The organism is Brevundimonas albigilva (assembly GCF_023503965.1).
Lineage (GTDB): Bacteria > Pseudomonadota > Alphaproteobacteria > Caulobacterales > Caulobacteraceae > Brevundimonas > Brevundimonas albigilva.
Map to the genome: position 1 here is coordinate 910,826 of NZ_CP097298.1, position 21,876 is coordinate 932,701.

17 protein-coding genes, 1 tRNA gene and 1 pseudogene are annotated in these 21,876 nt (G+C 67.7%); 12 read left to right on the plus strand and 7 right to left on the minus strand.

Annotated elements, in window-relative coordinates; all coding sequences use genetic code 11:
• Positions 1-15: 15 nt before the first annotated feature.
• From MU852_RS04825 to MU852_RS04835, 3 genes are all read right to left on the minus strand, one after another.
• Positions 16-639, minus strand: coding sequence for an aspartyl/asparaginyl beta-hydroxylase domain-containing protein (locus tag MU852_RS04825; protein WP_249751243.1), 624 nt, complete (start codon positions 637-639; stop codon positions 16-18).
• Positions 636-1,274 carry a sulfotransferase family 2 domain-containing protein gene (locus MU852_RS04830; protein WP_249751244.1) on the minus strand — a complete coding sequence of 213 codons (639 nt, stop codon included), beginning with the start codon at positions 1,272-1,274 and terminating at the stop codon, positions 636-638. The genes MU852_RS04825 and MU852_RS04830 overlap by 4 nt, the downstream gene beginning before the upstream one ends.
• 65 nt (positions 1,275-1,339) lie before the next feature.
• Entirely contained in the window at positions 1,340-4,126 is a 2,787-nt protein-coding gene (locus tag MU852_RS04835; RefSeq protein ID WP_249751245.1) for a TonB-dependent receptor, read from the minus strand.
• A 276-nt stretch (positions 4,127-4,402) separates the two neighbouring features.
• Here MU852_RS04835 and MU852_RS04840 point away from each other — a divergent pair, with 276 nt between their 5' ends.
• Genes MU852_RS04840 through MU852_RS17730 form a run of 4 tightly spaced genes read left to right on the plus strand, consistent with a single transcriptional unit; the run spans position 4,403 to position 7,338 of the window.
• Positions 4,403-4,690 carry a DeoR family transcriptional regulator gene (locus tag MU852_RS04840; RefSeq protein WP_249751246.1) on the plus strand — a complete coding sequence of 96 codons (288 nt, stop codon included), beginning with the start codon at positions 4,403-4,405 and terminating at the stop codon, positions 4,688-4,690.
• Positions 4,687-5,205, plus strand: a complete 519-nt coding sequence (locus tag MU852_RS04845; protein WP_249751247.1) for a DeoR/GlpR family DNA-binding transcription regulator — start codon at positions 4,687-4,689, stop codon at positions 5,203-5,205. Before MU852_RS04840 ends, MU852_RS04845 begins: the two co-directional genes overlap by 4 nt.
• A 40-nt stretch (positions 5,206-5,245) precedes the next feature.
• Complete coding sequence (locus MU852_RS17725; RefSeq protein ID WP_347342343.1) at positions 5,246-6,361, plus strand: alkaline phosphatase family protein; 1,116 nt, start codon at positions 5,246-5,248, stop codon at positions 6,359-6,361.
• Positions 6,358-7,338, plus strand: coding sequence for a phospholipase domain-containing protein (locus MU852_RS17730; protein ID WP_347342344.1), 981 nt, complete (start codon positions 6,358-6,360; stop codon positions 7,336-7,338). The genes MU852_RS17725 and MU852_RS17730 overlap by 4 nt, the downstream gene beginning before the upstream one ends.
• On the opposite strand, the gene MU852_RS04860 is transcribed toward MU852_RS17730, so the two are convergent.
• A complete protein-coding gene (locus MU852_RS04860) occupies positions 7,335-8,072 on the minus strand; it encodes a UTRA domain-containing protein (RefSeq protein WP_249751248.1) in 738 nt (245 codons plus the stop codon). The two genes, MU852_RS17730 and MU852_RS04860, sit on opposite strands and share 4 nt — an antisense overlap.
• Positions 8,073-8,245: 173 nt before the next feature.
• On the opposite strand from MU852_RS04860, the gene MU852_RS04865 reads away from it, so the two are divergent.
• Both MU852_RS04865 and MU852_RS04870 read left to right on the plus strand, forming a co-directional pair.
• Positions 8,246-9,907, plus strand: a complete 1,662-nt coding sequence (locus tag MU852_RS04865) for an alkaline phosphatase family protein (protein ID WP_249751249.1) — start codon at positions 8,246-8,248, stop codon at positions 9,905-9,907.
• Between the two features lie 32 nt (positions 9,908-9,939).
• Positions 9,940-10,506, plus strand: coding sequence for a phosphonate degradation HD-domain oxygenase (locus MU852_RS04870; protein ID WP_249751250.1), 567 nt, complete (start codon positions 9,940-9,942; stop codon positions 10,504-10,506).
• On the opposite strand, the gene phnX is transcribed toward MU852_RS04870, so the two are convergent.
• Both phnX and MU852_RS04880 read right to left on the minus strand, forming a co-directional pair.
• Positions 10,507-11,307, minus strand: a complete 801-nt coding sequence (gene phnX / locus MU852_RS04875) for a phosphonoacetaldehyde hydrolase (RefSeq protein ID WP_249751251.1) — start codon at positions 11,305-11,307, stop codon at positions 10,507-10,509.
• Positions 11,304-12,437: a TIGR03364 family FAD-dependent oxidoreductase gene (locus MU852_RS04880; protein WP_249751252.1), complete on the minus strand. Its 1,134-nt coding sequence runs from the start codon at positions 12,435-12,437 to the stop codon at positions 11,304-11,306. Before MU852_RS04880 ends, phnX begins: the two co-directional genes overlap by 4 nt.
• Before the next feature lie 184 nt (positions 12,438-12,621).
• Here MU852_RS04880 and MU852_RS04885 point away from each other — a divergent pair.
• From MU852_RS04885 to MU852_RS04910, 6 genes and pseudogenes are all read left to right on the plus strand, one after another.
• Positions 12,622-13,877 (plus strand): annotated as a pseudogene (locus MU852_RS04885) (DUF5690 family protein).
• Between the two features lie 114 nt (positions 13,878-13,991).
• A complete protein-coding gene (locus MU852_RS04890) occupies positions 13,992-14,285 on the plus strand; it encodes a phosphatidylinositol-specific phospholipase C1-like protein (protein ID WP_249752009.1) in 294 nt (97 codons plus the stop codon).
• Positions 14,246-15,838: a Ca2+-dependent phosphoinositide-specific phospholipase C gene (locus tag MU852_RS04895; RefSeq protein ID WP_249751864.1), complete on the plus strand. Its 1,593-nt coding sequence runs from the start codon at positions 14,246-14,248 to the stop codon at positions 15,836-15,838. The genes MU852_RS04890 and MU852_RS04895 overlap by 40 nt, the downstream gene beginning before the upstream one ends.
• Positions 15,839-15,969: 131 nt before the next feature.
• Positions 15,970-17,895, plus strand: coding sequence for a TonB-dependent receptor (locus MU852_RS04900; RefSeq protein ID WP_249751253.1), 1,926 nt, complete (start codon positions 15,970-15,972; stop codon positions 17,893-17,895).
• A gap of 69 nt (positions 17,896-17,964) precedes the next feature.
• A protein-coding gene (locus tag MU852_RS04905) for an IS3 family transposase (RefSeq protein ID WP_430641187.1) occupies positions 17,965-19,153 on the plus strand; the annotation gives its coding sequence in 2 pieces (ribosomal slippage) (positions 17,965-18,218 and positions 18,217-19,153; 1,191 coding nt in all).
• A 19-nt stretch (positions 19,154-19,172) separates the two neighbouring features.
• Positions 19,173-19,577: a helix-turn-helix domain-containing protein gene (locus MU852_RS04910; protein ID WP_249751254.1), complete on the plus strand. Its 405-nt coding sequence runs from the start codon at positions 19,173-19,175 to the stop codon at positions 19,575-19,577.
• Between the two features lie 2,113 nt (positions 19,578-21,690).
• Here MU852_RS04910 and MU852_RS04915 read toward each other — a convergent pair.
• A tRNA-Ser gene (locus MU852_RS04915) sits at positions 21,691-21,780 on the minus strand.
• Positions 21,781-21,876 lie beyond the last annotated feature (96 nt).

Sequence of the window (21,876 nt, forward strand, 5' to 3'; positions counted from 1 at the left end):
GACCCGCTGCGGCCGTCACCGCGCCGCGCCGGTCAGCAGAAAGGGCTCCAGCCAGGCCGGGTCCGGCTGGTCGGCGTCATAGTATTCGAAGATCAGGTGGATGCGGTCGCTGTCGCCGTCGTTGCGCACCCAATGGGGACCCAGGTTGTCGACCTCCACCGCCTGGCCCGCCGGGAAGTGATGCTCTCTGCCGCCGAAGAAGGCGACCACGCCGGGATTGGTGAACAGCGGCACGTGAATCTTGTGCGGCCATTTGGCGGCGGGATTGGCGTCGACATGGGGATGGATCACGCCGCCGGGGCGCATCCGGGCCAGCATGACGCGCGGAAAGACGCCCCGTGCATAGCCGTAGTCGCGCACGGCCTGCGCCATCACGGGCTCCACGACGTCTCGCCACTTGGGCCAGGCGGGGCGATCGTGCGAGGCGCGCCAGTCACGGCCGCTGTCGATGAATCGAAAGACGATGTGGCGGGTCGCATCGAGGGCGTCCAGCTTGTTGGGCTTGGCCGCGTCCTCGGCGTCCCACTCCGCCTCGGGAACGGCCCGAACCGCCGCCTGGAGGGCGGCGACGTCGACGGCCCCCAGGGCGCGAACACTCCGGGTCTTGCGCGGGTTGGCGATCGGTTGGGCCGCGCTCATTGCGGTCCCTCGAAGGTGTAGCCGAACAGCTCCAGATCCCGTGCGTAACGGGCGGCGACCGCCTCGATCAGGGGCGGATCATAATAGCAGCGGTAGTCGCCGCGCTTCGTGCTGTTGACCCGGTCAAGCGGCCGGGACGCAATGCCGATGCGCCCGCAGATCGCATCGTACGACCCCTGCATGTCCTCGACGCGCCCGATCGCATCGGTGAGCAGGGTCGCGCCGTCCTCGGCGACCAGCAACGAGGCCTGGGGCTGGAAGAGGATGTGCTGTTCGGGCGGTTGCTCGAACAGGAAATGGCGCATCACGTCGCGCCGCCGCCGCTCGAACACTTCGCCGCCCCGCAGCATGAAGGCGCAGTAGGAGACGAAGCGATCGAACGGATTGCGCACGAAGGCGAACTTGAAATAGCCCGCGAAGGCGTCGTCGCCGAGGTAGGGCCGCACCTGCGCCAGGGACAGGTGGCCGTGGCGGATGGCGGCCAGATCCCGCCAGGGAAAACGCTTATCGACGAACAGGCCCACCTGTTCGACGTCCTCCGCGCCCATCTGCTCGCGCAGGGCCTGGCGCACGGCGTGGGTGCCGGTCTTGGGCACGGCCGCGAAGATGAAGCGGTGGCGGTGTGAAACGATCATGGACCCGGGCCGCGAACAGGCGCCCCGCCTGCGAGGCGGGGCGCCCAGTCTAGTCGGCGATCATGTCAGAACTTGTAGCTGACCCCGACCATGTAGGTCGTGCCGCTCTGGTTCTGGTTGTAGAGATACTGGTTGCGACCCCAGAACTGGGTGTCCTTCTCGTTGGTCAGGTTGACGGCGTCCAGGGTGAGCTGGAGATCGTCGCTGATGTTGAAGAAGGCGGCGGCGTCGACATAGGTCGAGGCCTCGAAGCCCCGCGTGCCGGCGCTCATCGGATCGTCGTTGTAACCGCTGAACCAGGTGTCGCGATGGCTCATTGAGGCGCGCGCGCCCCAGCGGCTGGTCTCATAGTACACGGTGGCGTTGTAGCTCTCCGGCGAGAAGCCCGTCAGGTCCTCATCGGCGTCCACCTTGGTGTAGTTGCCCGACACGCCGAAGCCGTCGAAGGGCGCCGGCAGGAAGGTCAGTTGCGCCTGCACCGTCAGCTCCACGCCCTTCAGCGTATTCGTGCCCTCGATGTTCACGGGCATGGAAAACTCGCTGACGATCGTGTCCGCCGTGGCGCCGGGGATGGTGCCGAACGGAACGCCCGTCTCGCTGAAGGGCACGTCTTCCAGCAGAATCGAGCCGATGTAGTTGGTGATGTCCTTCTGGAACAGGCTGACCGCCACCAGGCCCACGTCGCCGAAGTAGTATTCCAGGCCCAGATCGTAGGCGTTGACCTTGTAGGGCTCCAGGTTGGGGTTGCCGCGCGAGGCGGTGATCTCGCCCGAGTCCTCGTCCTGGAAGGCGCTGCCCTCCGCCGCCATCGAGCCGAGACCCGGACGGTTCAGGTTCTGCGTCGCCGAGAAGCGCAGCAGGGCCTCGGGCGTCAGTTCCAGCACGGTGTTCAGGGCCGGCAGGACACCTTCGTAGCCGCCCTCGACGTCGGACGTGCCCAGGTAGGCGTAGCTGTCGCCCTGGATCCAGCCGACGCTGCGGGTGTCGGTGCTGTAGCCGCGCAGGCCGACGTTGCCCCGGAACCGGCGCCCCATCAGTTCGCTGTCCCAGTCCGCCTGAACGAAGCCGGAGACGGTCTCCTCGGTGGTCTCGAAGACGTTTTCGATATCCTGCAGCGCCCCGCCCGTGCCGTCGACGTTCGGGCCGAAGCGGTGGTACTCGTCGTATTTCTCGAAGGCGCGGTCGTAGTTGCCGACCAGCCACGAGCCGAACTCGTTGGTGAAGACGTCGGCGATGTCGTCCACCGAGGTGCCGCGGGTCTTGCTGCGCGTGCCGTTGACGTTGTCGTCGTAGAAGGTGTCGATGCCGTCCTGACGGAACTTGTGGTAGGCCACGCCGGCGCTGAGCGTCCAGGTGTCGTTCAGTTCGAACCGCGCGTTCAGCTCGCCCTCGTGCAGTTCCGATTCATTGTGGAACCCGCGATAGTAGAACGAGTCCATCACGTAGTTGTCGGGATCGGTGGCGTCGAAGCCCGGATAGGTGAAGCTGGCCGAGCGGCCGTCCGCGCCATAGTCGGCGATCATGTTGCCCTTGGCGCGCATGTACAGCTTGTCGTCATACGGCGTCTCGTAGGTCGACTTCTCATAGCCGACGTGACCGTCGATCGTCAGCCGGTCGGTCAGGTCCCATTTGCCCGTCAGGACGATCTGGTTGAACTCGTTTTCGTTGCGCGACCGGCGATGCTCGCTGCCGAAGGTCGTGCCGGTCACGTCGGTGTAGGTGACATAGTCGCTGTCGTCCCAGCGCAGGTCGTTGATGATCGACGCCGTCTGGAACGAGGCTGGCCAGACGCCGCCGGCCGGGGTGTCGAAAGCGACCGAGCCGGCCGCGTTCAGCGGACGCGTGGCCAGGTGAAGTTCATCCCGCTCGGTGGTGAACTGCCCGTGCAGCACGTCGAGCGTCAGCTCCATGTTCGCGGTCGGCCGCCATTGCACCGAACCGGTCAGACCCAGCCGTTCCTGCTCGGCGTTCCAGGACGAGATGCGGTTGCCGTCGGCGTAATAGAGGTCGCCCGACAGGAATTTGGCCTGCTGCTCGGGCGTCAGTCGGGAGATGTCCAGGCCGTTGTCGACCAGTTCCTGCCAGGTCGCCGCGTCCTCGTGGACGTAGTTGTAGGTGTTGTGGCCCTGCTCCGTCGTGCGGCGGCGGCTGTAGGCGGCCGAGAAGGCGACGCCGAAGACATTGTCCCAGTTCTGGCTGACCAGGGCGGCGATGCGCGGCTGGGCGTCGTCGGTGTATTCGTTGGTGCCGACCTTGGCCGTCAGCGCCCCACGCAAGCCGTCGCCGCTGTCGAACGGATGTCCCGTGAACAGGCCGACGGTGCCCGCCATGCCGCCCTCCTTCTGCGACGCCTGGAAGGTCTTTTCGACCTCGACGCGCGAGAACAGTTCAGAGGCGAAGATGTTGAAGTCGAAGGCGCGGTCCCGCGAGCGCTGACCCCGGCTGTCCTGGGCCGAATCGACGTTGCCCAGCACTTCCATGCCGTTCAGCTGGACGCGGCTGAAGTCGGCGCCGAGGCCGCGCAGCGAGATGCGACGTCCCTCGCCGGCCTCGCGGGTGATCTGCACGCCCGGCAGACGCTGCAGCGATTCCGCCAGATTGAGGTCCGGGAACTTGGCCATGTCCTCGGCGACGATGGCGTCCACGGCGATGACCGAGTCCTGCTTGATGTCGCGCGCGTCGCCCAGCGAGCGACGGAAGCCCGTGACGACGACCTCGTCGAGTTCGCTGGTCCCCGCCTCCTGGGCGAAGGCCGGAACCGTCGCGGTGCTGACGACGACCGCGGAGGCGGTGGCCAAAAGCACGGTCTTGAAATCCAGGCGCGCGGCCTGATCCGAATAGCGCTTGAACATGTGTGAGCCCCCTCAACTGGCCTGAATCCAATGCTCGATCGGACGCAGACCGGCCTGAAACCGAACCGCGCAGCCGAGACCGGGCGATCGATAGGACCGGCGGATTGCAGTCGTGTGACGTTTTGAGGGAATTATGTTGAAACGTGTGGTTCAGTGTGGGTTTTGAGGTCGAACAGGTGGATTTCGGCCGAACGCGGCATTCCGTGTGTTGATATGTGTGGTGACGTGTGGGATTGACGCCCATCGGCTTTCGTACCCACTGAGTCCCCCGAACAGATGAAGCAGCTGACCCAGGGCGCCAGATTGGCGGCCATCGTCCAACTCCTTGAAGAACAGGCCTTCTGGACGGTGTCGGACCTGGCTGACCGTTTCGACGTGTCCGAGGAGACCATCCGTCGCGACGCCAAACAGCTGGAGCAGAGCGGCGTCATCCAGAAGGTGCACGGGGGCTTTCGGCCACCAGCAACCGGATCGAGGCCCCCTATCGTCTGCGTCTGCGCGAGAACGCCGAGGCCAAGCAGCGCATCGCCCAGGCCGCCGCCGCCCTGGTCAGCGACGGCATGACCCTGCTGCTGGACTCCGGCACCACCTGCCATTGGCTGGCGCGCAGCCTGTCGCATGTCCGCAATCTGACGATCGTCACCAACAGCGTCGAGATCGCCTACGAGGTTCTGGGCAATCCCGGCCAGCGGCTGTTGCTGGCGGGCGGCCCGGTCAATGCGGACTATCACGCCGCCTTCGGCGCGGAGGCCAAGGCCTTCTGCCGCCGGTTTGCGCCCGATCTGACGATCCTCTCGATGGGCGCGGTGGACGCGGACCGGGGTTTTCTGGATTTCGACGCCGACGAGGCGGCCTTCAAGCAGACCTTGCTGGAACAGGCGCGCAACATCGTCGTCCTGGCGGACCATTCCAAATTCGCCCGCTCGGGCTTCATTCAGGTGGCCGCCTTCGCCGACGTCCAGGAACTGGTGACGGACCAGGAGCCACCGGCGGACGTCCTTCGCGTGGCGGCGGAATGGAACACCCGCGTTCACGTCGCCCCGCCGGCCGGCGGCGAGCGACACATCCGCCTGGTCTAGGCCCAACAGGTTCGGACGGCGCGCCGTCGAGGAGCAGAGCATGGTCGCGATGCAGGATCGCCGGGGGTTCATCGCCGCCATGATGGCCTCGGCCGGCGCGGCCGGGGCCTTCACGCCCGCCATCGCCCGGGCCCTGGAGATCCCCGCCGATCGCCGGACAGGGACGTTGATGGACGTGGCCCACGTCGTGATCCTGACCCAGGAGAACCGCGCCTTCGACCACTATTTCGGCACGATGCGGGGCGTGCGGGGCTTCGGCGACCGGTTCGCCATTCCGGCGCCGGCCTTGCCGACCGCGCCGGATCGCACCGTTCTGGTCCAGCCCAACGAAGACCCCGACGCCGAACCGGCCCTGATCGCGCCGTTCCGGCTGGACACCGGCGTGGACTTCCGCCTCTACCGTCCCCTGGGCACGCCGCACGGCTTCGCCGACAGCCAGGCCGCTTGGGACAATGGACGGATGGGCGCCTGGCCGCGTCACAAGCAGAACCAGGCCATGGCCCATTTCGCCCGCGCGGACCTGCCGTTCCAGTTCGTGCTCGCCGAGGCCTTCACCCTGTGCGACGCCTATCACTGCGCCCTGCACACCAGCACCAATCCGAACCGGCTCTACATCTGGACCGGCACCCACGATCCGCTGGGCAAGGCCGGCGGCCCGGCCATCAACAACGGCTATGACACCCTGGACGCCGATCCCCGGTCGCACGGCGGCTATCTGTGGGCCACCTATCCCGAACGCCTGATGCAGGCCGGGATCGGCTTCCAGATCTATCAGGACATGGCCGACAACTTCACCGACAACCCCCTGGTCGGTTTCCAGACCTATCGCCGGGCGCACGGGGCGACGGCGGCGGCCCAGGCGCTTCTCGCCCGCCGGACCATGACCACGCGGACGCTGGATGATCTCAAGGAAGACGTCCTGGCCGGGCGCCTGCCGCAGGTATCGTGGATCATCGCCGACGCCGCCGCTTCGGAGCATCCCAGCGTCTCCACCCCGCTGCAGGGCGCCGACTATACGGCCAGGGTGCTGGACGCCCTGACGGCCGATCCGGCCGTCTGGGCCCGCACGGTGCTGCTGGTCAACTTCGACGAGAACGACGGCCTGTTCGACCACGTCCCCCGCCCGCGCCGCCGGCCAAGGCCTCGGGCCGGATGATCGGGGCGACCACCATTCCGGCGGACGACGAATATCACCTCCATGCCGAGGCGGCCGCCGACGCGGCCTATCTGGATCACCCCTACGGCCTGGGGATGCGGGTGCCGCTCTATGTGATCTCGCCGTGGAGCAAGGGCGGTCATGTGGCGTCGGAGGTGTTCGACCACACCAGCATCCTGCGCTTCCTGGAGGCGCGTTTCGGCGTCCACGAACCGAACATCAGCGCCTGGCGACGCGCGGTGTGCGGGGACCTGACGTCCTGTTTCGACTTCGCCGCGCCCGATACGGTGGACTTCATGGCGGCGCTGCCGGCGACCGCCGCCCTTTCCCAGCGCGCCGCCCGCCTCGAAGAGGTGTCCCCGCCCCTGCCGGGTCAGGCGACCCCGCCGATGCAGGAAACGGGAATGAGGCCCCGGCGCGCGACGCCGTATCGACTGGGCGCCCGACTTGCCGTCTCGGACGCCGGGCGCGCCCTGGTTCTGGCCAATGGGTCGGCCGAGCGCGCAGCCGTCTTCCATGTCTATGACGTGGCCCGGCTGGACGACGTTCCGGCCCGCTACACCGTGGGCGCGGGACAGACGCTGGCGCACGCCCTGCCGCCCGCCGGCGCGGCCGTCGATCTGTTCGTCATCGGCCCCAACGGCTTCCATCGTCGCCTGACCGGCCGATGCGACCGGTTTTCCGTCCACGTCGAAGACGGCGCGACGCCCGCCGCCCTCGTTCTCGAAAATCATACGGCCGATCCCCTGACCCTGACGATCGCGGACAGGGCCTACGGCGCCGCCCCCGCAGAGGTCGCCTTGGGCGCCGGCGCCGCGCGCACCCTGCCGCTGGACCTGGCGAAGAGCCACGGCTGGTACGATCTGCAGGTCGAGGCGGGGGGCCAGACCCTTCGCGCGGCCGGCCATGTCGAGACGGGCCGCCCCTCGTTTTCCGATCCCGCCAACGGCGGCCCGGGACCGTTGCGCCTGGCCTAGCGAACGCGCGTATCGACGCTGATCCGCACGGCGTCGTGACGCCAGTGTTCGTGGTCGAACTCTACGACGCGGCCCTGCGCATCGTAGCTGGTCCGCTGAACGGCCAGTCCCGGCAGACCGGGTTTCAGCCGCAGCGCCTCGGCCTCGTGGCCGGTCAGGGCGCAGGGCTGCATCCGGACCGCGTTGCGGGCGACGGAAAGGCCGTACTCGCTTTTCAGGATGCTGGTCAGCGACTGGTCGAAGGAGAACCGCAGCAGGTCCGGCGCCAGGGCGGCGTCGACCACGATGCTCTCCACCAGCACGGCGCGGCCGTCCACATGGCGGCGGCGGCGGATCATGAACAGCGGTGCCCCCGGCGGCCGCGAGAATACCTGGGCCAGCAAGGCGTCGGCCGTCACGGGCTCCGCCGACAGGGTCTCGGTCGTCGGCCGGCGCCCCTGCGCCTCGACATAGGACATGAAGCCGTCCCACCGGGTCGGATCATAGATGACCGGCGGCGGCGAGACGTACCATCCGCTGCGATCTCGGCGATAGATGACGCCCTCGGCCTCCAGTTGGAACAGGCCGGCCCGGACCGTGCCGCGCGCCAGTCCCGTCTCGTCCTGCAGGCGTCGCTCCGACGGCAACCTGTCGCCAGGCTGCAGATCGCCCGCCGCGATGCGCGCCGCGATGTCGTCGCGCATGACCAGATAGTGCAGTCCATCTGACTTGGGCGCGGAGACGACGTGGGTCATGGGAATCCTGAGGTTGAACCCCGCCTTCGATCCGGCCGTCCGCCTCCCGCGTCAAGGCGCCACGCAATCGCCAACAGTCTTTCACGAAAGCTTCGCCGATAAAGCGCGGACTTATTGGTATAGACCAGTATCGCCGAAACGTCTTCGGCCTGCCCTTCCTGCGGAGCTGCGCCATGAACAAGTCGATCCAGGCCGTCGCGCTGGCCACGGCCTTCCTTGCGGCGACGACGGGCGTCTCGTCCGCCGCCGACGCCGACGCCGCCAAGACCGGTCACGTCATCATCATCGGCGTGGATGGTCTCAGCCCCGACGGCGTCATCCACGCCGCGACGCCGACCCTGGACGACATGATGGCCAACGGCAGCTGGAGCCTGCACGCGCGCGGCGTGCTGCCGACCACCAGCGGCGCCAACTGGGCCTCGATCCTGGACGGCGTCGGGCCCGAACAGCATGGCGTGACCAGCAATGACTGGCAGGTGGGCGAGTTCAACTTCCCGACCTCAGTCACCGGATCCGGCGGCTTCTTCCCGTCGATCTTCCAGATCCTGACGGACCAGCATCCCGAGTGGGAGGTGGGTTCGGTCTATCACTGGGAGGGTTTCGGCAACCTGTATGACCACCGCTTCGTGGACTACGACGTCCACGGCCGGAGCGAGGACGAAACGGCCGCCCTGGCCGAGGCCTACATCAAGGCTGAACGCCCCGCCTTCCTGTTCGTCCACTTCGACCACGTCGATCATGCCGGCCACGAATACGGGCACGGCACGCCCCAGTACTATGAGGCCGTGACCAAGGCCGACACCCTGATCGCCGGCATCCGGCGGGCCACGGTGGAGGCCGGCATCGCCGACGACACCGTGATCCTGATCACCTCCGACCACGGCGGCGTGGGCAAGGGGCATGGCGGAGAGACCCTGGCCGAACTGGAGATCCCGTGGATCGCCTATGGCGAAGGGGTCAACAAGGGCGTCGAACTGGACCTGCCGATCAACACCTTCGACACGCCGGCGACCGCGGCCTGGCTGCTGGGCGCGGAGATTCCCTACGCCTGGCTGGGCCGCCCGATCCGGCCGGCCATGCAGGGCGAGCCCATGCCCGCGCAGACCTATCGCACCAGCAGCTTCTACGCCTCGCCCGTCATCGAGCCCGTGGGCGACGGCAATGCGCCGTCGGGCGGCCTGTTCGTCGGCCAGCCGGCGCGCATTACCCTGCGCAATCCGAACGCCGTGGGCGAGGTGCGCTACACCCTGGACAACACCATCCCCACCGCCGCGTCGCCGCTGTACGCCGGACCGGTCCAGATCACGCGCAGCACCATCGTCCGCGCCGGCCTGTTCGTGGACGGGCGCCCCGCCAGCGTGCCCTCCACCGGCTATTTCCGCATTCTCGACGACAGCGCCGGTCCGCGCGGCGTGACCTACAGCGTCTATCTGCTCGAGGAAGGCCCGGTGCGGCTTCCGGATTTCTCGCGGCTGACGCCCGCGGCGACCGGCCGGACGCATGAGCTGAGCATCGACGGCCTGACCCTGCCGCGCGAGGACGCCGTCGCCGTGGTCTTCGAGGGCGCCCTCGCCATCGCCACGGCCGGGACGTACGGCTTCGCCCTGGCGTCGGACGACGGCAGCAAACTGTACATCGACGGCAAGACCGTGGTGGACAACGACGGCGACCACGGCGTGATCACCGCCGCCGGCAGCATCGACCTGCAGCCCGGCAAGCACGCCATCCGCGTCGAATATTTCAACGGCGGCGGCGGCAGCTGGCTGGGGGCCTATTTCGAAGGCCCCGGCGTTCCGCGCCAGTTCATCGATCCGAACCTGCTGACGCCGGAGTGACCCGGAGCCGCACATCTGGTATAGTCCAGAACATGACCCGCTTCCGCTCCGCCTCCGCCTTTGTCGACGACGTCCTGGCCCTGTTCGACCGCCTTGGCGGCTCGACCTACGGCGAGGCGGTGACCCAGACGGAGCACGCGCTGCAGACCGCCCACCATGCGCGCGCCGGCGGCGAGACGGACGCCGTGGTGGCCGCGGCCCTGCTGCACGACATCGGCCATCTGCTGCAGAAGCAGGGCGAGGACGCCGCCGACCGGGGCGTGGATACGATGCACGAAAGGATCGGCGCCGCCTGGCTGGCCCAGGGCTTCGGCCCCGAGGTCACCGAGCCGATCCGCCTGCACGTCGAGGCCAAGCGCTATCTGACGACCCGCGAGCCCGGCTATGCCGAGGCCCTGAGCGGCGCGTCCCGCCAGAGCCTGGCGCTGCAGGGCGGTCCGATGAGCCAGGCCGAGGCCGACGCCTTCGAGACGTTCCCGGCGTTCGCCGCCGCCGTCAGCCTGCGGCGCTACGATGAACTGGGCAAGGTCGAGGGCGTGACGCTTGCGCCCATGGCCGACTACCGCGACATGCTGATCGCCCTGGCTTCGCGCGATTGATCAGCCCCGCCGGGCGGCCTCGGCCTCCAGCGCGGGGATCAGATCGGCGACCGTGTCGATGACCAGATCGGCGCCGGCGGCCCGCAGCCGATCGGCGGCGCCCTCCAGCAGCACGGCGCGCGCGCCGGCGTCGAGGTCGGCCAAGGCCTGCGCCGTCAGCCCGGCCATGTTGCCCGAGGCGGCCACGCCGACGGTGAAACAGCCCGCGTTGCGCCCCTCGGCGACGCCCACCTCCGCGTCGTCCACCTTGACCACGCGCGACAGCGGCCAGACGCCCAGCTCGGCGCAGGCCTTGTAGATCATCAGCGGCGAAGGCCGTCCCTGCGGCGTCTCGTGGGCGCAGACCACCAGGTCGGGGGCGTAACCCTGGGCGGCGGCGCGCGGCAGGACCGCCTGCATCATCTCGCGCGTGTAACCGGTGCAGGAGGCGATCTTCAGCCCCAGCCGGCGCAGGTGCGTCGCGGTTTCGGCGGCGCCGGGGATCAGGTCCGCGGTCTCTTCGGCCAACCGGATCATCGGCGCCTGCAGCTCGGCCATCACCCGGTCGACCGCCGCCGCATCCGGCGCGGCGCCCTGGGCCGCCCGCCAGGCCTCGGCGACCCTGGGCTGTTCGAACAGGGCGCGGACGTGGTCGGCCTTGGCGCGGCCCATGTCGCGGCGCGCCTCGGCTTCCGACACCGGCGCGCCCAGGGCGGCGAAGGCCTCCATCAGCGCCAGCACCGGCGCCCGGCTGCCGAAATCGACCGTGGTGCCGGCCCAGTCGAACACGACCATGTCGAAGGCGTTCTGGATGGAGGTCATGGGTCGGAAGTCTCCTCGATCAGGTCTGAAATCACCTCTTCGCCAAAGGCGAAGCCGGTGGAGGCGCCGTTGCCGGCGGTGATGAGCGCGAGCCGGACGCGCGGATGCGGCCTGGCGATCAGATCGGCGTGGGGGCCGCGGGCATAGACGCCGGTCCAGCGCTGCAGCACCGGCGGCGCGGGCCGGCCGGTGGCGGCGCGCCACTCGTCCAGGATCAACCGGTCCACCGCCTCATGGGCGAAGGGATCCGGGGTGGCGGCGTCATGATGACTGTCGCCCACGACCAGGGCGCCGTCGGCGTCCTGCACCGCGATCAGGTGGACGCCGTTGGCCAGAGCCTGGCCCTGCTCCGCCTCCAGCCGCGCGCGCAGGGCGGCGGTTTCCGGCAGGTCGGCGTAACCGCCGTAGCGCGCCAGGCCCAGATCGGACATGACCGGCGCCGGCAGGTCGAAACCGGGCGGGGCCAATCGCATCATCTGCAGCTTGCAGCGGACCAGCCCGGCGTCGCTCAACCGCTCGGGAAACAGGCTGACCAGGTCGTCGCCGGGACAGACCACCGCCCGTTCCGCCGCGATCACGCCCCTGGCCGTGACGATGCGCGGCGGATCCACGGCATGGACGGCGGTCTGGCGCATGAAGTCGACGCCGAACCGCGCCGCCAGCCAGGCCGCCAGGCGCGGGACGGCCGTGCGCGAATCCACCCGCAGGTCATGCGGGCTCCACAGCGCCGCGACCGTGTCGGGCCCCGTCGCTTCCGGAGCCCGCGCGCGCGCTTCGTCCGGCGTCATCAGCCGGCAGCCGTCGGCCATCTCGGTGGCCATGAAGGCTTCCAGCACGGCCTGGGCCTCGGGCCGGCGCACGGGCAGCCACAGCCCGCGCTGAAGAATGTCGATGTTCGCCTCGCCCGCGATCTCGTCCCAGACGGCGCGGCTGCGATGCGCGCGGCGCCACACCGCGCCCCGCGGCTGGCCGGTCACGGTGACGAAGCCGAAGTTCCGGATCGAGGCGCCGTTCGCCTGGGCGTCGCGATCGATCACCACCACCGAAAGGCCGCGCCGCGCGGCGGCCAGGGCGCAGGCCAGGCCGACGATTCCGGCCCCCACCACCGCGACGTCGTAGCCTTGGCTCATGTCAGACCGCCTGTCCCACTTCGCACCGTCTCCGTCATCCAAGCGTCGCGCATGTGGTCTAGACCACATCCATGCAACGGGATGATGTCAAGCGATGAACCGGATGCGGCGCTGGCTGGGCGAGGCCAACCCCATAGTCTTCGTCATGTTCGCGGGCCTGGCGGGCTTCTGCGCCTATTTTTCGATGTACGCCTTCCGCAAGCCGTTCACGGCCGCGACCTTCGACGTCGTGGCGGGATGGGATTTCGCGCTGGACTACAAGATCGCCCTCGTGATCGCCCAGGTCGCCGGCTACGCCCTGTCCAAGCTGATCGGCGTCAAGGTGGTTTCCGAAATGCGGCCCGAGCGAAGGGCGATCGCGATCGTCCTTCTGATCGGCTTCTCCTGGATCGCCCTGGTGCTGTTCGCGGTCACGCCCGCGCCCTGGAACGTGGCCGCCCTGTTCCTGAACGGCCTGCCGCTCGGCCTGATCTGGGGCCTTGTGTTCGGCTTCATGGAGGGCCGGCGCACCAGCGAGGTGCTGGGGGCGATCCTGTGCGCCAGCTTCATCCTGTCGTCGGGGGTGGTGAAGTCCGTCGGCAAGACGCTGATGGAAGGCTGGCAGGTCAGCGCGTTCTGGATGCCGGCGGCCGTCGGCGCGATCTTCATGCCCCTGCTGGCCGTCTCGGTGCTGGCCCTCGCCGCCCTGCCCCCGCCCAGTCCGGCGGACGAGGCCGAGCGCGTGGCGCGCCGGCCGATGATGGCGAGGAACGCGCCGCCTTCCTGGCCGCGCACTGGCCGGTGCTGGCGGCGCTGGTCGCCGCCTATGTGCTGCTGACGGCCTTCCGCGACCTGCGCGACAACTTCGCCGCTGAAATCTGGCAGGCGCTCGGCTATGGCGACGCCGCCTCGGTGTTCACCGCCAGCGAAGGCCCGGTGGCCGTTTTGTCGCTGGTGGCGATGGGCGTGTTGATCGCGGTCAAGAACAACGGCCGGGCGCTGTTGTTCATGCATGGCGTCATCCTGGCGGGCTTCGCCATCCTGGGCGCCTCGACCCTGGCCTTCCAGCAGGGGCTCCTGTCGCCGATCGCCTGGATGATCGCCGCCGGCGGCGGCCTGTATCTGGCCTATACGCCCTTCAACGCCATGCTTTTCGACCGGATGATCGCCTATTCCGGCACCATCGCGACCGCCGGCTTCCTGATCTATGTCGCGGATGCGACCGGCTATCTGGGCAGCGTCGTGCTGCTGCTGTTCCGGAACTTCGGCGCCGTCGACCTGCCTTGGCTGCCCTTCTTCGTCGCCGCCGCCTACGCCACCAGCGCGGCGGGCCTGGTCTTTGTCTCCGGGGCGGCGATCCTGCTTCTGAGGGTGCGCAAGGATCGTTCGCCCTCGGGTCAGACGACCTCGCGCGACGGCGCGGCCGCGCCGGCTGACCGAACCGATCCGAAAACGACGTAGGCGGCTGCCGGCCGAGCGCGGCCCCGCCTGTCACGCCGCTGTTGAGGAAGCGTGGTCCATGGTCGTTGTCTGAAGGACGCGCGACTTTCGGCGTCGTTCCCCGGGAGATTCGCCATGTCCGCCCTCGTCCTCGCCCTGATCCTGGGCGCCGCGCCCTGCGACCTGGCCGCCGCCGATGTGAACGCTGCGGGCGGCGACGCCTGCGCCCGGGCCTGGATGGACCGCTCCCTGCGGATGAACGACATCGCCGCCGTCGGCACCCACAACAGCTACAAGCAGGCCATTCCCGAGGCGGAACTGGCGGCGATGACGGCGGTCGATCCCGGCGCCAGGGGCTGGATTACGCCCATCGGCCGCTGGTCCAACAGCTGGACGCCGGCGCGCGCCAACTGGAGATCGACGTCCTGAACGATCCGGCGGGCGGCCGCTACGCCCGCCCCGCCTCGGCGCTGGGACGACCCGGCCGGTCCGCCCCGACCAGCGCGGCCTTTCGAACGGCGATGGCGCGGCCGGGGATGAAGGTGTTGCACATGCCCGACGTCGATTTCCGTTCCTCCTGCCTGACCTTCGTCGCCTGTCTGACGCTGGTCCGCGACTGGTCGGCCGCCCACCCCGATCACGCGCCGATCCTGATCATGCTGAACGCCAAGACCGGCGCGGCCTCCCTGCCGGGCGGAGCGGCGCCGCTGGCCTTCGACGCGCAGGCCTGGGATGCGCTGGACGCCGAGATCCGATCCGTGTTCGACGCGGGGCGGCTGATCACGCCGGACCAGGTGCGCGGCGATCGTGCGACCCTGCGCGAAGGCGTGCTGGCCGGCGGCTGGCCGGCCCTGGGCGACGCGCGCGGCAAGGTCTTCTTCGCCCTGGACGAAGGCCCGGAAAAGGTCGCGGCCTATGCCGCCGGACGGCCGTCGCTGCAGGGCCGGGCGATGTTCGTCAACACCGACGAGGCCAGCCCCGCCGCCGCCTATCTGACGCTGAACGACCCGGAGGTTCAGCAGGATCGCATTCGCGCCGCCGTGCGCCAGGGCTTCATCGTGCGCACCCGAGCCGACGCCGACACGGTCGAGGCCAGGCGCGCCGACGTCGGCCGCCGCTCCGCCGCCTTCGCCAGCGGGGCGCAGTATGTCTCGACCGACTACTACTGGGCCGATCCGCGCTTCCCGGCCTATGAGGTCCGGCTGCCGGGCGCCCAGGCGGCGATCTGCAACCCCGTGCGCGCCGCAGCCCGCTGCGACGGCCTGGCGGTCGAGATGGTCGGCGACGCGCCGGTTCGCGGCTATCTGTCGCCGGAGGCCCGGCCCGACCTGACCACGGTCCTGGCGCCGCCGCCCGAGCCGGGTTCGCCCCGCGCCATCGCCGACGCCGGGGTGTTCCGCGAAACCCGCGCCCTTCAGGGCACGCCGCGCTGGGACCTGGCGACCGCCGACGTCACGGGCGACAAATACGACCATTTCGCCCAGGCGCTGGGCGTGCGGCTGACGCCGGAACAGGCGCCGGTGCTGACCGCCCTGCTGGACCGCTCGGGCCAGGACCGTTCGGTGGTCGGCGTCGCCAAGGAGCACTGGGGCACGAAACGGCCCTACCTGGCCGCGGACCTGCCGATCTGCGAGGCCAAGACCGACCACCTGGCGGGCAATCCCGACTATCCGTCAGGCCATTCGGCCCACGGCATGCACATCGCCATGATCCTGGCCGAACTGGCGCCCCAGCGCGCCGACGCCCTTTATGCGCGCGGCCGCGAGTTCGCCGAGAGCCGCTTCGTCTGCGGTTCGCACAGCTATAGCGCCGCCGAGGCCGGCATCCTGTCGGGGGCGGTCATCTACGGCGCCGAGCAGCGCTCGGAGACCTTCCGCCGGGACATGGAGGCGGCGCGCGCGGAGGTTCAGGCCGCACTCGCCAGAGTGGCCGCCGGACAGGGCGCAGGGGCCGAAAGCGACAGCGCCGTGAACATTGAATGAAATCGGCTGTCACGTGCTGAGGGGCGGGGTGACGACGTCGTTGAGGGCGGTAGATCGGCCGGCGTGACGCCTGGGGCCGATCGACGTGTTTCGCGGGTGAGACGCGTCAGAGCTCTCTGGGGGTAGTCCAAATGAAGAACCGTATTCTCGGCACGACGGCGCTGGTCGCCGCGGCCGTCTCACCGTTCGCCGCCTTGGCGCAAACGGCGGATCCCGTCTCGGCGCAGGCCGACGTGGCTCAGGTCGACGAGATCATCGTCACCGGCAGCTATCGTCGCAGCCTGGAAGAGGCCGTGGACATCAAGCGCAAGACGATCGGCTTTTCCGACTCCATCGTCGCCACGGACGTGGCCAACTTCCCCGAGCAGAACCTGGCCGAGGCGCTGCAGCGCATCCCCGGCGTGACCATCGAGCGCAACAAGGGCCTGGGCGGCCGGGTCAGCGTTCGCGGCCTGCCGAGCGAGTTCACCTTCGTCACCATCAACGACCTGGCCACGGCCTCGGGCAGCGGCGGCCGCGATGTCGAGCTGGACATCTTCGCCTCGGAAATCATCCAGCAGGTGACGGTGCAGAAGTCGCCCCGCGCCTCGGATGAAGAGGGCGGCATCGCCGGCTCGGTCGACATCTCCACGGCGCGCCCGTTCGACTACGCGGGCCAGGAACTGGTCGGTTCGGTCGAGGGCGCCTACAATTCGATCTCCGAGGAGATCGACCCGAAGGTGTCGTTCCTGGCCAGCAACACCTGGGGCGACTGGGGGGCGCTGGCGTCCTTCTCCACGGCGCGCCGGACCAACCGGACCGACTCCAACTCCGGCATCAACTTCCGTCCGCTGTTCCGCTTCCTGGAAGCCGGCGGCACGCGCGAGCAGCAGGCGATCGACGTGCTGGAGCGCGACGCGGGCGTCATCGTCCAAGATCCGAACGACCGCAACGAGACCGGCCGGCTGATCTTCCAGGACAAGGTCGGCGACCGCGCCTATCTGAACACCCAGGACCAGTGGGGCGCGACCCTGTCGCTGCAGTACAAGCCTTCGTCCACCTTCGATCTGTCGTTCGACGCCATGCTGGGCGGCTATGACACCACCGAGGACGAATACGACGCCGCCGCCTATTCCGCCTCCAGCCGTTCGACGCTGGAAACCATCCACGAGTACGACGACACCACCCTGGCCGACTTCGGCATGGTGGTGCTGCGCGACGTGTCCTACACCGCCACCCAGCACGAGATGCTGAGCAAGGAACGGATCAACGAGACGCAGTATTCGCAGTTCGGCACGGAGCTGAACTGGCGCGGCGACGACTGGAAGCTGCACGCCCTGGCCGGCTATTCCGGCGCCGAGAAGACGCTGGACTACGCCAACCTGAAGCACGTGGCCTATGCGCCGTCGCGCACGCGCTGGACGGAACGGGGCGGCGAGACGATCCCCAGCGACAATCCCGCGACGATCGACATGTACGACGCGCCGGACCGCTATCTGTTCGAGGCCTACGAGACCACCTACGAGGCCATCAACGACGACAAGTACGCCGCCCAGGTCGACTACACCAAATACCTGAGCCTGGACTTCCTGCCGGCCCTGACCAGCGTCCAGTTCGGCGCGCGCTACACCGACAAGAACAAGGAGCGCCAGTACGGCCAACTGAACATCCAGGGCCCCGGGCCGGGCGACTCCTCCTACGTCAACACCCGCACCCTGGCCGACAGCGAGCTGACGCCGATCGGCGATCTGGTTCCCGGCGGCGACTACAGGGTCAAGGACCTGACCTGGAGCCAGGTCTCCAACGACTACGCCCGCCGCACCTTCCGCTACGCCGGCTTCTCCACGCCTTTCGATCCGGGCCAGTACTATGAGGTGTCCGAACAGGTCGCCAGCCTGTACGCCATGGCCGACCTGAACTTCGAGATCGCCTCGGTGCCGGTGTCGGTCAACGGCGGCGCGCGCTACGTCGACACCTCGATCACCTCCTCGGGCTATCACCAGGTTCAGAACCCGAACGGATCGACCGGCTACACCCGCGAGCCCGTGTCCAGCGACGGCGGTTACGACAAGGTTTGACGTGACTGACGTGACCCCCTGAAACTCCTCCAGGAATAGCTAGAGTCCGCCCAACGAAGGACGGACAGAATGAAGCGATCGAGGTTCACGGAAGAGCAGATCATCAGGATCCTGCGGGAGCAGGAGGCCGGTGTAGCGACGGCGGAGGTGTGCCGACGCCACGGGGTCAGCTCGGCGACCTTTTACAAATGGAAGGCCAAGTTTGGCGGGCTCGACGTGTCGGAGGCTCGGCGGCTCAAGGCGCTCGAGGATGAGAACGCCCGGCTGAAGCGGATGCTGGCGGACGCGATGCTGGACAACGTGGCCCTGAAGGACCTGCTGGGAAAAAGTGGTGACGCCCGCCGGCTATCGCGAGGCGGCTGGCCATCTGCAGGCCGCCTACGAGATGAGCGAAAGGCGGGCGTGCCGTGTTCTGGGCGTCGATCGGACGAGCGTGCGCTATCAGGCGACGCGCCCGGACGACGGCGCTCTGCGCGACCGGCTGAAGGCCCTGGCCCAGGAACGTCGACGGTTCGGCTATCGTCGCCTGCACGTGCTGCTGCGGCGCGAGGGCCATGCGGTCAACAGGAAACGGGTCCAGCGGATCTATCGCGACGAGCAACTGACGGTGCGCCGGCGCGGCGGCCGGAAGCGAGCGATGGGCACGCGGCGACCGCTGGACCTGCCGCTGGCGCCCAACCAGCGCTGGTCGCTGGACTTCGTCGCAGACCAGCTGACGGACGGGCGGCGCTTCCGCATCCTGACGGTGATCGATAACTGTACGCGCGAGTGCCTGGCGCTGGTGGCCGACACCTCGCTGTCGGGCGCGCGGGTCGTGCGGGAGTTGGACGCCGTCATCCGGCAGCGAGGGCGGCCCGACACCATCGTCAGCGACAACGGCACGGAGTACACCTCGAACGCGGTCCTGGCCTGGGCCGACGACACCGGCGTCGGCTGGCACTACATCGCGCCGGGCAAGCCCCAGCAGAACGGCTTCAACGAAAGCTTCAACGGGCGGCTGCGTGACGAGCTGCTGAACGAGACGCTGTTCCGCTCGCTGCCGCACGCTCGCGCCGTGCTGGAGGCGTGGCGACGCGATTACAACGAGCAGCGTCCGCACTCGAAGCTCGGGTGGCTGACGCCGCAGGCTTATGCAGAAGCGCTCACCGGACACATCGGCCGGCCTGCTGCGCTGGTTGATGGCTGCGCAGACCGGCCTCTTGCCAACCCAGCCGATCACAGCTCAGATCAACCTAGGACTCTCGTTATGGCTGGATGAGAAACGGGGGTCACGTCACATGCTGGAAAGCGAGGCTTGGCGCGATCTAAACCCGGCGGCGCGGGCGGTCTATCTGGAAGTTGCTCTGCTCTACAACGGCCGAAACAACGGCCTCCTGGCCTTGTCGGTGCGAGATGCAGCCGAACGATGCCGGATCAACAAAGACACCGCTGGGCGCGCCTTCGACGCCCTGAGAACCACCGGCTTCCTCGATTGCGTCACCCCCGGTGGCTTCAGCCGCAAGATGCGCCACGCGAGCGAATGGCGTCTGACAGTCGAGACGTGCGACCGAACCGGCGAGCTGCCCTCAAAGGCTTTCATGCGATGGCGGCCCCAACCACCGACCAAAGGAAATCAACGGTCCCCTTTGAGGGTCGTTTCGGTGCCCTCGATTGGGACCGATGACGTTGAAAAGGCCGCTTGAGCCGTCTGCCGGTCCCCTCGTTTCGGACCGTGGCAGGCTGGGGTAGCCAGTGACGGTCCCCTCGTTTCGGACACATATACATCTAGCCATGTGCGGTGGTTTGAGTAGGGAGCGCCCGCCCATCAAGGGGCTGGGGCGATCCCGGCCCGCACGCAGTGAAAACACTGGCTTTCGTGTTACCTTTCGCGGCGGCCGTCAGGGGGAACGAGCAATGGCGTGGTCACGAAAAACCATCGGGCGCGGATTGGTCCTGTCGCTCTCGCTAATCTTCTCGTTCGGGCGATTGGCCCCAATGGCGCTATCATTTGCCGAGCCGGGGCCATCCGCCAGTCAGACAATGTGCATGGCGGCGGGGGAGCGAACGTCGGGGCTCAACAAGATTTGCTACTATGACTGCCTGGGATCGACTCGCACCGTCACACAGTCTGCGGTGTCCCTATGCGCCCTTTCTATCAATGCGCCGACCTTCTCACCGATGCAGACCCCTCGCGCGCCGACGCCGCCCAGAGGTGGCCAGGTGACCTGTTTCGCGCGAGGTGAAGAAACGAGCGGGATGAACAAGGTTTGCTATTACGATTGCCTGGGCTCTGCGAGGGCGGTCACTCAGTCAGCGGTTTCGCTCTGCCCCTTGACCATCAATCAGTAGGCGCCAGATGGCGGCTATTTGATAAAATGACAGCTTAACGCAAAGGCGTTCGGAAAATCTGAGAGGCCATCATGGGCGGTAGCAACTCGGGACGACACCGGACTCGGAACCGGGGAACAGTCGATGCCGCCTGTCGGGTAGACCTGCGCTTCCTCCGAAAGCAGGGGGCTTTGAAAGAGGGTTTCACGACCAGCGGCACGTTGCGCTGGACCCGTCGCGGAGAGCCGTCGGAAGCATGGGCTACACGGTGATCATGGACCCGGACGACCGCCGCCTGATCCTCGCCTACAGCACGAACGGCGAGGCCCGGACGGTCAACGTTCAGCTTGAGGCTATCCCTATGCGGTTCGGCGGCTTTCGCTACTACGCCCTATGTCCACGGACCCTTCGACGGTGTCAGGTTCTCCCGGTGGTCGGCGGCGTGGTGGCTTGTCGCCAGGCGCACCGGCTGACCTACGCATCCCAATCCATGGATCTGTTAGGCCGGGCCCGGGAGAGGATGGATCGATGCGAGAAACGCCTCCACGAAAAGCCCCGGCGAGGTCGCAATCGGCAGCGATTAACGCGGGCCTGGATCGAGGCCTCTGAGGACTTTGAGAACCTGTTTTCCACGGAAGCCATACGCCGGTTTGGCCACCTATTTTAGGTCTGGGTAGCTCGAGACCGCGCGGGTGACGGTGCCTCTCACATAATGTCAACAAATGTGGACGATATTGACCGATCGATACCCCTAAATCGCCTAAGTCGACCGGCGCAGAATCGGGGTTTTCCAGTTGTTCTATCTAGCACTTACGGCGTTTGCCCAGTCGGCGGAGCCCGCCACGCAAGCTCCTCTCCTGTCTATAGAGTTTCAGCTCTTTTGCACTCAGGAACAGAGTAGGGGGTTCAACTGGCGCTCTGGCGAATGGACCACGAGCGAGTTTCTCCCGGAACAAGTCGTAATCACTAAGTCACCCGCGAACAATTGCACAGATCCCCGACCCGAGAACGGGGACCTATTCTCGGCCACATTCATTGCTCGAGACGTGTGCCTTAACGAGAGACGCGTTGGGAGCCGCTATTACCCCCACTCGTCAGACTGGTGCACGGAATATTACCTTTATCGAGACACTGAATGGGAGACGTCGATAACGTGCAACGGTTCGAACATTCACGGGACATTTGATCCCAGAGGTCGCTTTCAGATGGCGAATGTTCATTCCGACGTCTCAGACAGAGGGCGAGCTAGAGACGGGATGAAGGACAGTTTGAGCGTAAGTGTGGGTCGCTGCAGTCTTGCGCGAAGTTAGCCCGCTCAGGCGGGGACCCGGGTAGATGCGGCGATGAACCCGCCGTTGCCCGCCCCTAGAATCACCGTCAGTCTCAAGGCTCTGCAATTCAAGCAAACGTAGGTGTTGGGGCATGTGTTGGGGCCCCATCTATGTCACTGCGTTTAAATGAGCAAATTCAGATAGATACATAAGGAAGTGGCGGACAGAGAGGGATTCGAACCCTCGGTACGCTTTCACGTACACACGCTTTCCAAGCGTGCGCGATCGACCACTCCGCCACCTGTCCGTTCACGCCACGTCGTGCGCGCCGCCGGACGGTCGATCCGGCGGGAGGCGGGCCTGATAGAACACGACGGCCCCCTCGGCAAGCGCCTCATTAGTC

What these genes read in the sequence shown, in the direction of transcription:
- MU852_RS04835 (WP_249751245.1), bottom strand. Translation starts at nt 4,126, where the DNA reads ATGTTCAAGCGCTATTCGGATCAGGCCGCGCGCCTGGATTTCAAGACC.
- MU852_RS04830 (WP_249751244.1), bottom strand. Translation starts at nt 1,274, where the DNA reads ATGATCGTTTCACACCGCCACCGCTTCATCTTCGCGGCCGTGCCCAAG.
- MU852_RS04825 (WP_249751243.1), bottom strand. Translation starts at nt 639, where the DNA reads ATGAGCGCGGCCCAACCGATCGCCAACCCGCGCAAGACCCGGAGTGTT.
- MU852_RS04900 (WP_249751253.1), top strand. Translation starts at nt 15,970, where the DNA reads ATGAAGAACCGTATTCTCGGCACGACGGCGCTGGTCGCCGCGGCCGTC.
- MU852_RS04845 (WP_249751247.1), top strand. Translation starts at nt 4,687, where the DNA reads ATGACCCTGCTGCTGGACTCCGGCACCACCTGCCATTGGCTGGCGCGC.
- MU852_RS17730 (WP_347342344.1), top strand. Translation starts at nt 6,358, where the DNA reads ATGATCGGGGCGACCACCATTCCGGCGGACGACGAATATCACCTCCAT.
- MU852_RS04910 (WP_249751254.1), top strand. Translation starts at nt 19,173, where the DNA reads ATGCTGGAAAGCGAGGCTTGGCGCGATCTAAACCCGGCGGCGCGGGCG.
- MU852_RS04880 (WP_249751252.1), bottom strand. Translation starts at nt 12,437, where the DNA reads ATGAGCCAAGGCTACGACGTCGCGGTGGTGGGGGCCGGAATCGTCGGC.
- MU852_RS04840 (WP_249751246.1), top strand. Translation starts at nt 4,403, where the DNA reads ATGAAGCAGCTGACCCAGGGCGCCAGATTGGCGGCCATCGTCCAACTC.
- MU852_RS04865 (WP_249751249.1), top strand. Translation starts at nt 8,246, where the DNA reads ATGAACAAGTCGATCCAGGCCGTCGCGCTGGCCACGGCCTTCCTTGCG.
- phnX (WP_249751251.1), bottom strand. Translation starts at nt 11,307, where the DNA reads ATGACCTCCATCCAGAACGCCTTCGACATGGTCGTGTTCGACTGGGCC.
- MU852_RS04890 (WP_249752009.1), top strand. Translation starts at nt 13,992, where the DNA reads ATGTCCGCCCTCGTCCTCGCCCTGATCCTGGGCGCCGCGCCCTGCGAC.
- MU852_RS17725 (WP_347342343.1), top strand. Translation starts at nt 5,246, where the DNA reads ATGGTCGCGATGCAGGATCGCCGGGGGTTCATCGCCGCCATGATGGCC.
- MU852_RS04870 (WP_249751250.1), top strand. Translation starts at nt 9,940, where the DNA reads ATGACCCGCTTCCGCTCCGCCTCCGCCTTTGTCGACGACGTCCTGGCC.
- MU852_RS04860 (WP_249751248.1), bottom strand. Translation starts at nt 8,072, where the DNA reads ATGACCCACGTCGTCTCCGCGCCCAAGTCAGATGGACTGCACTATCTG.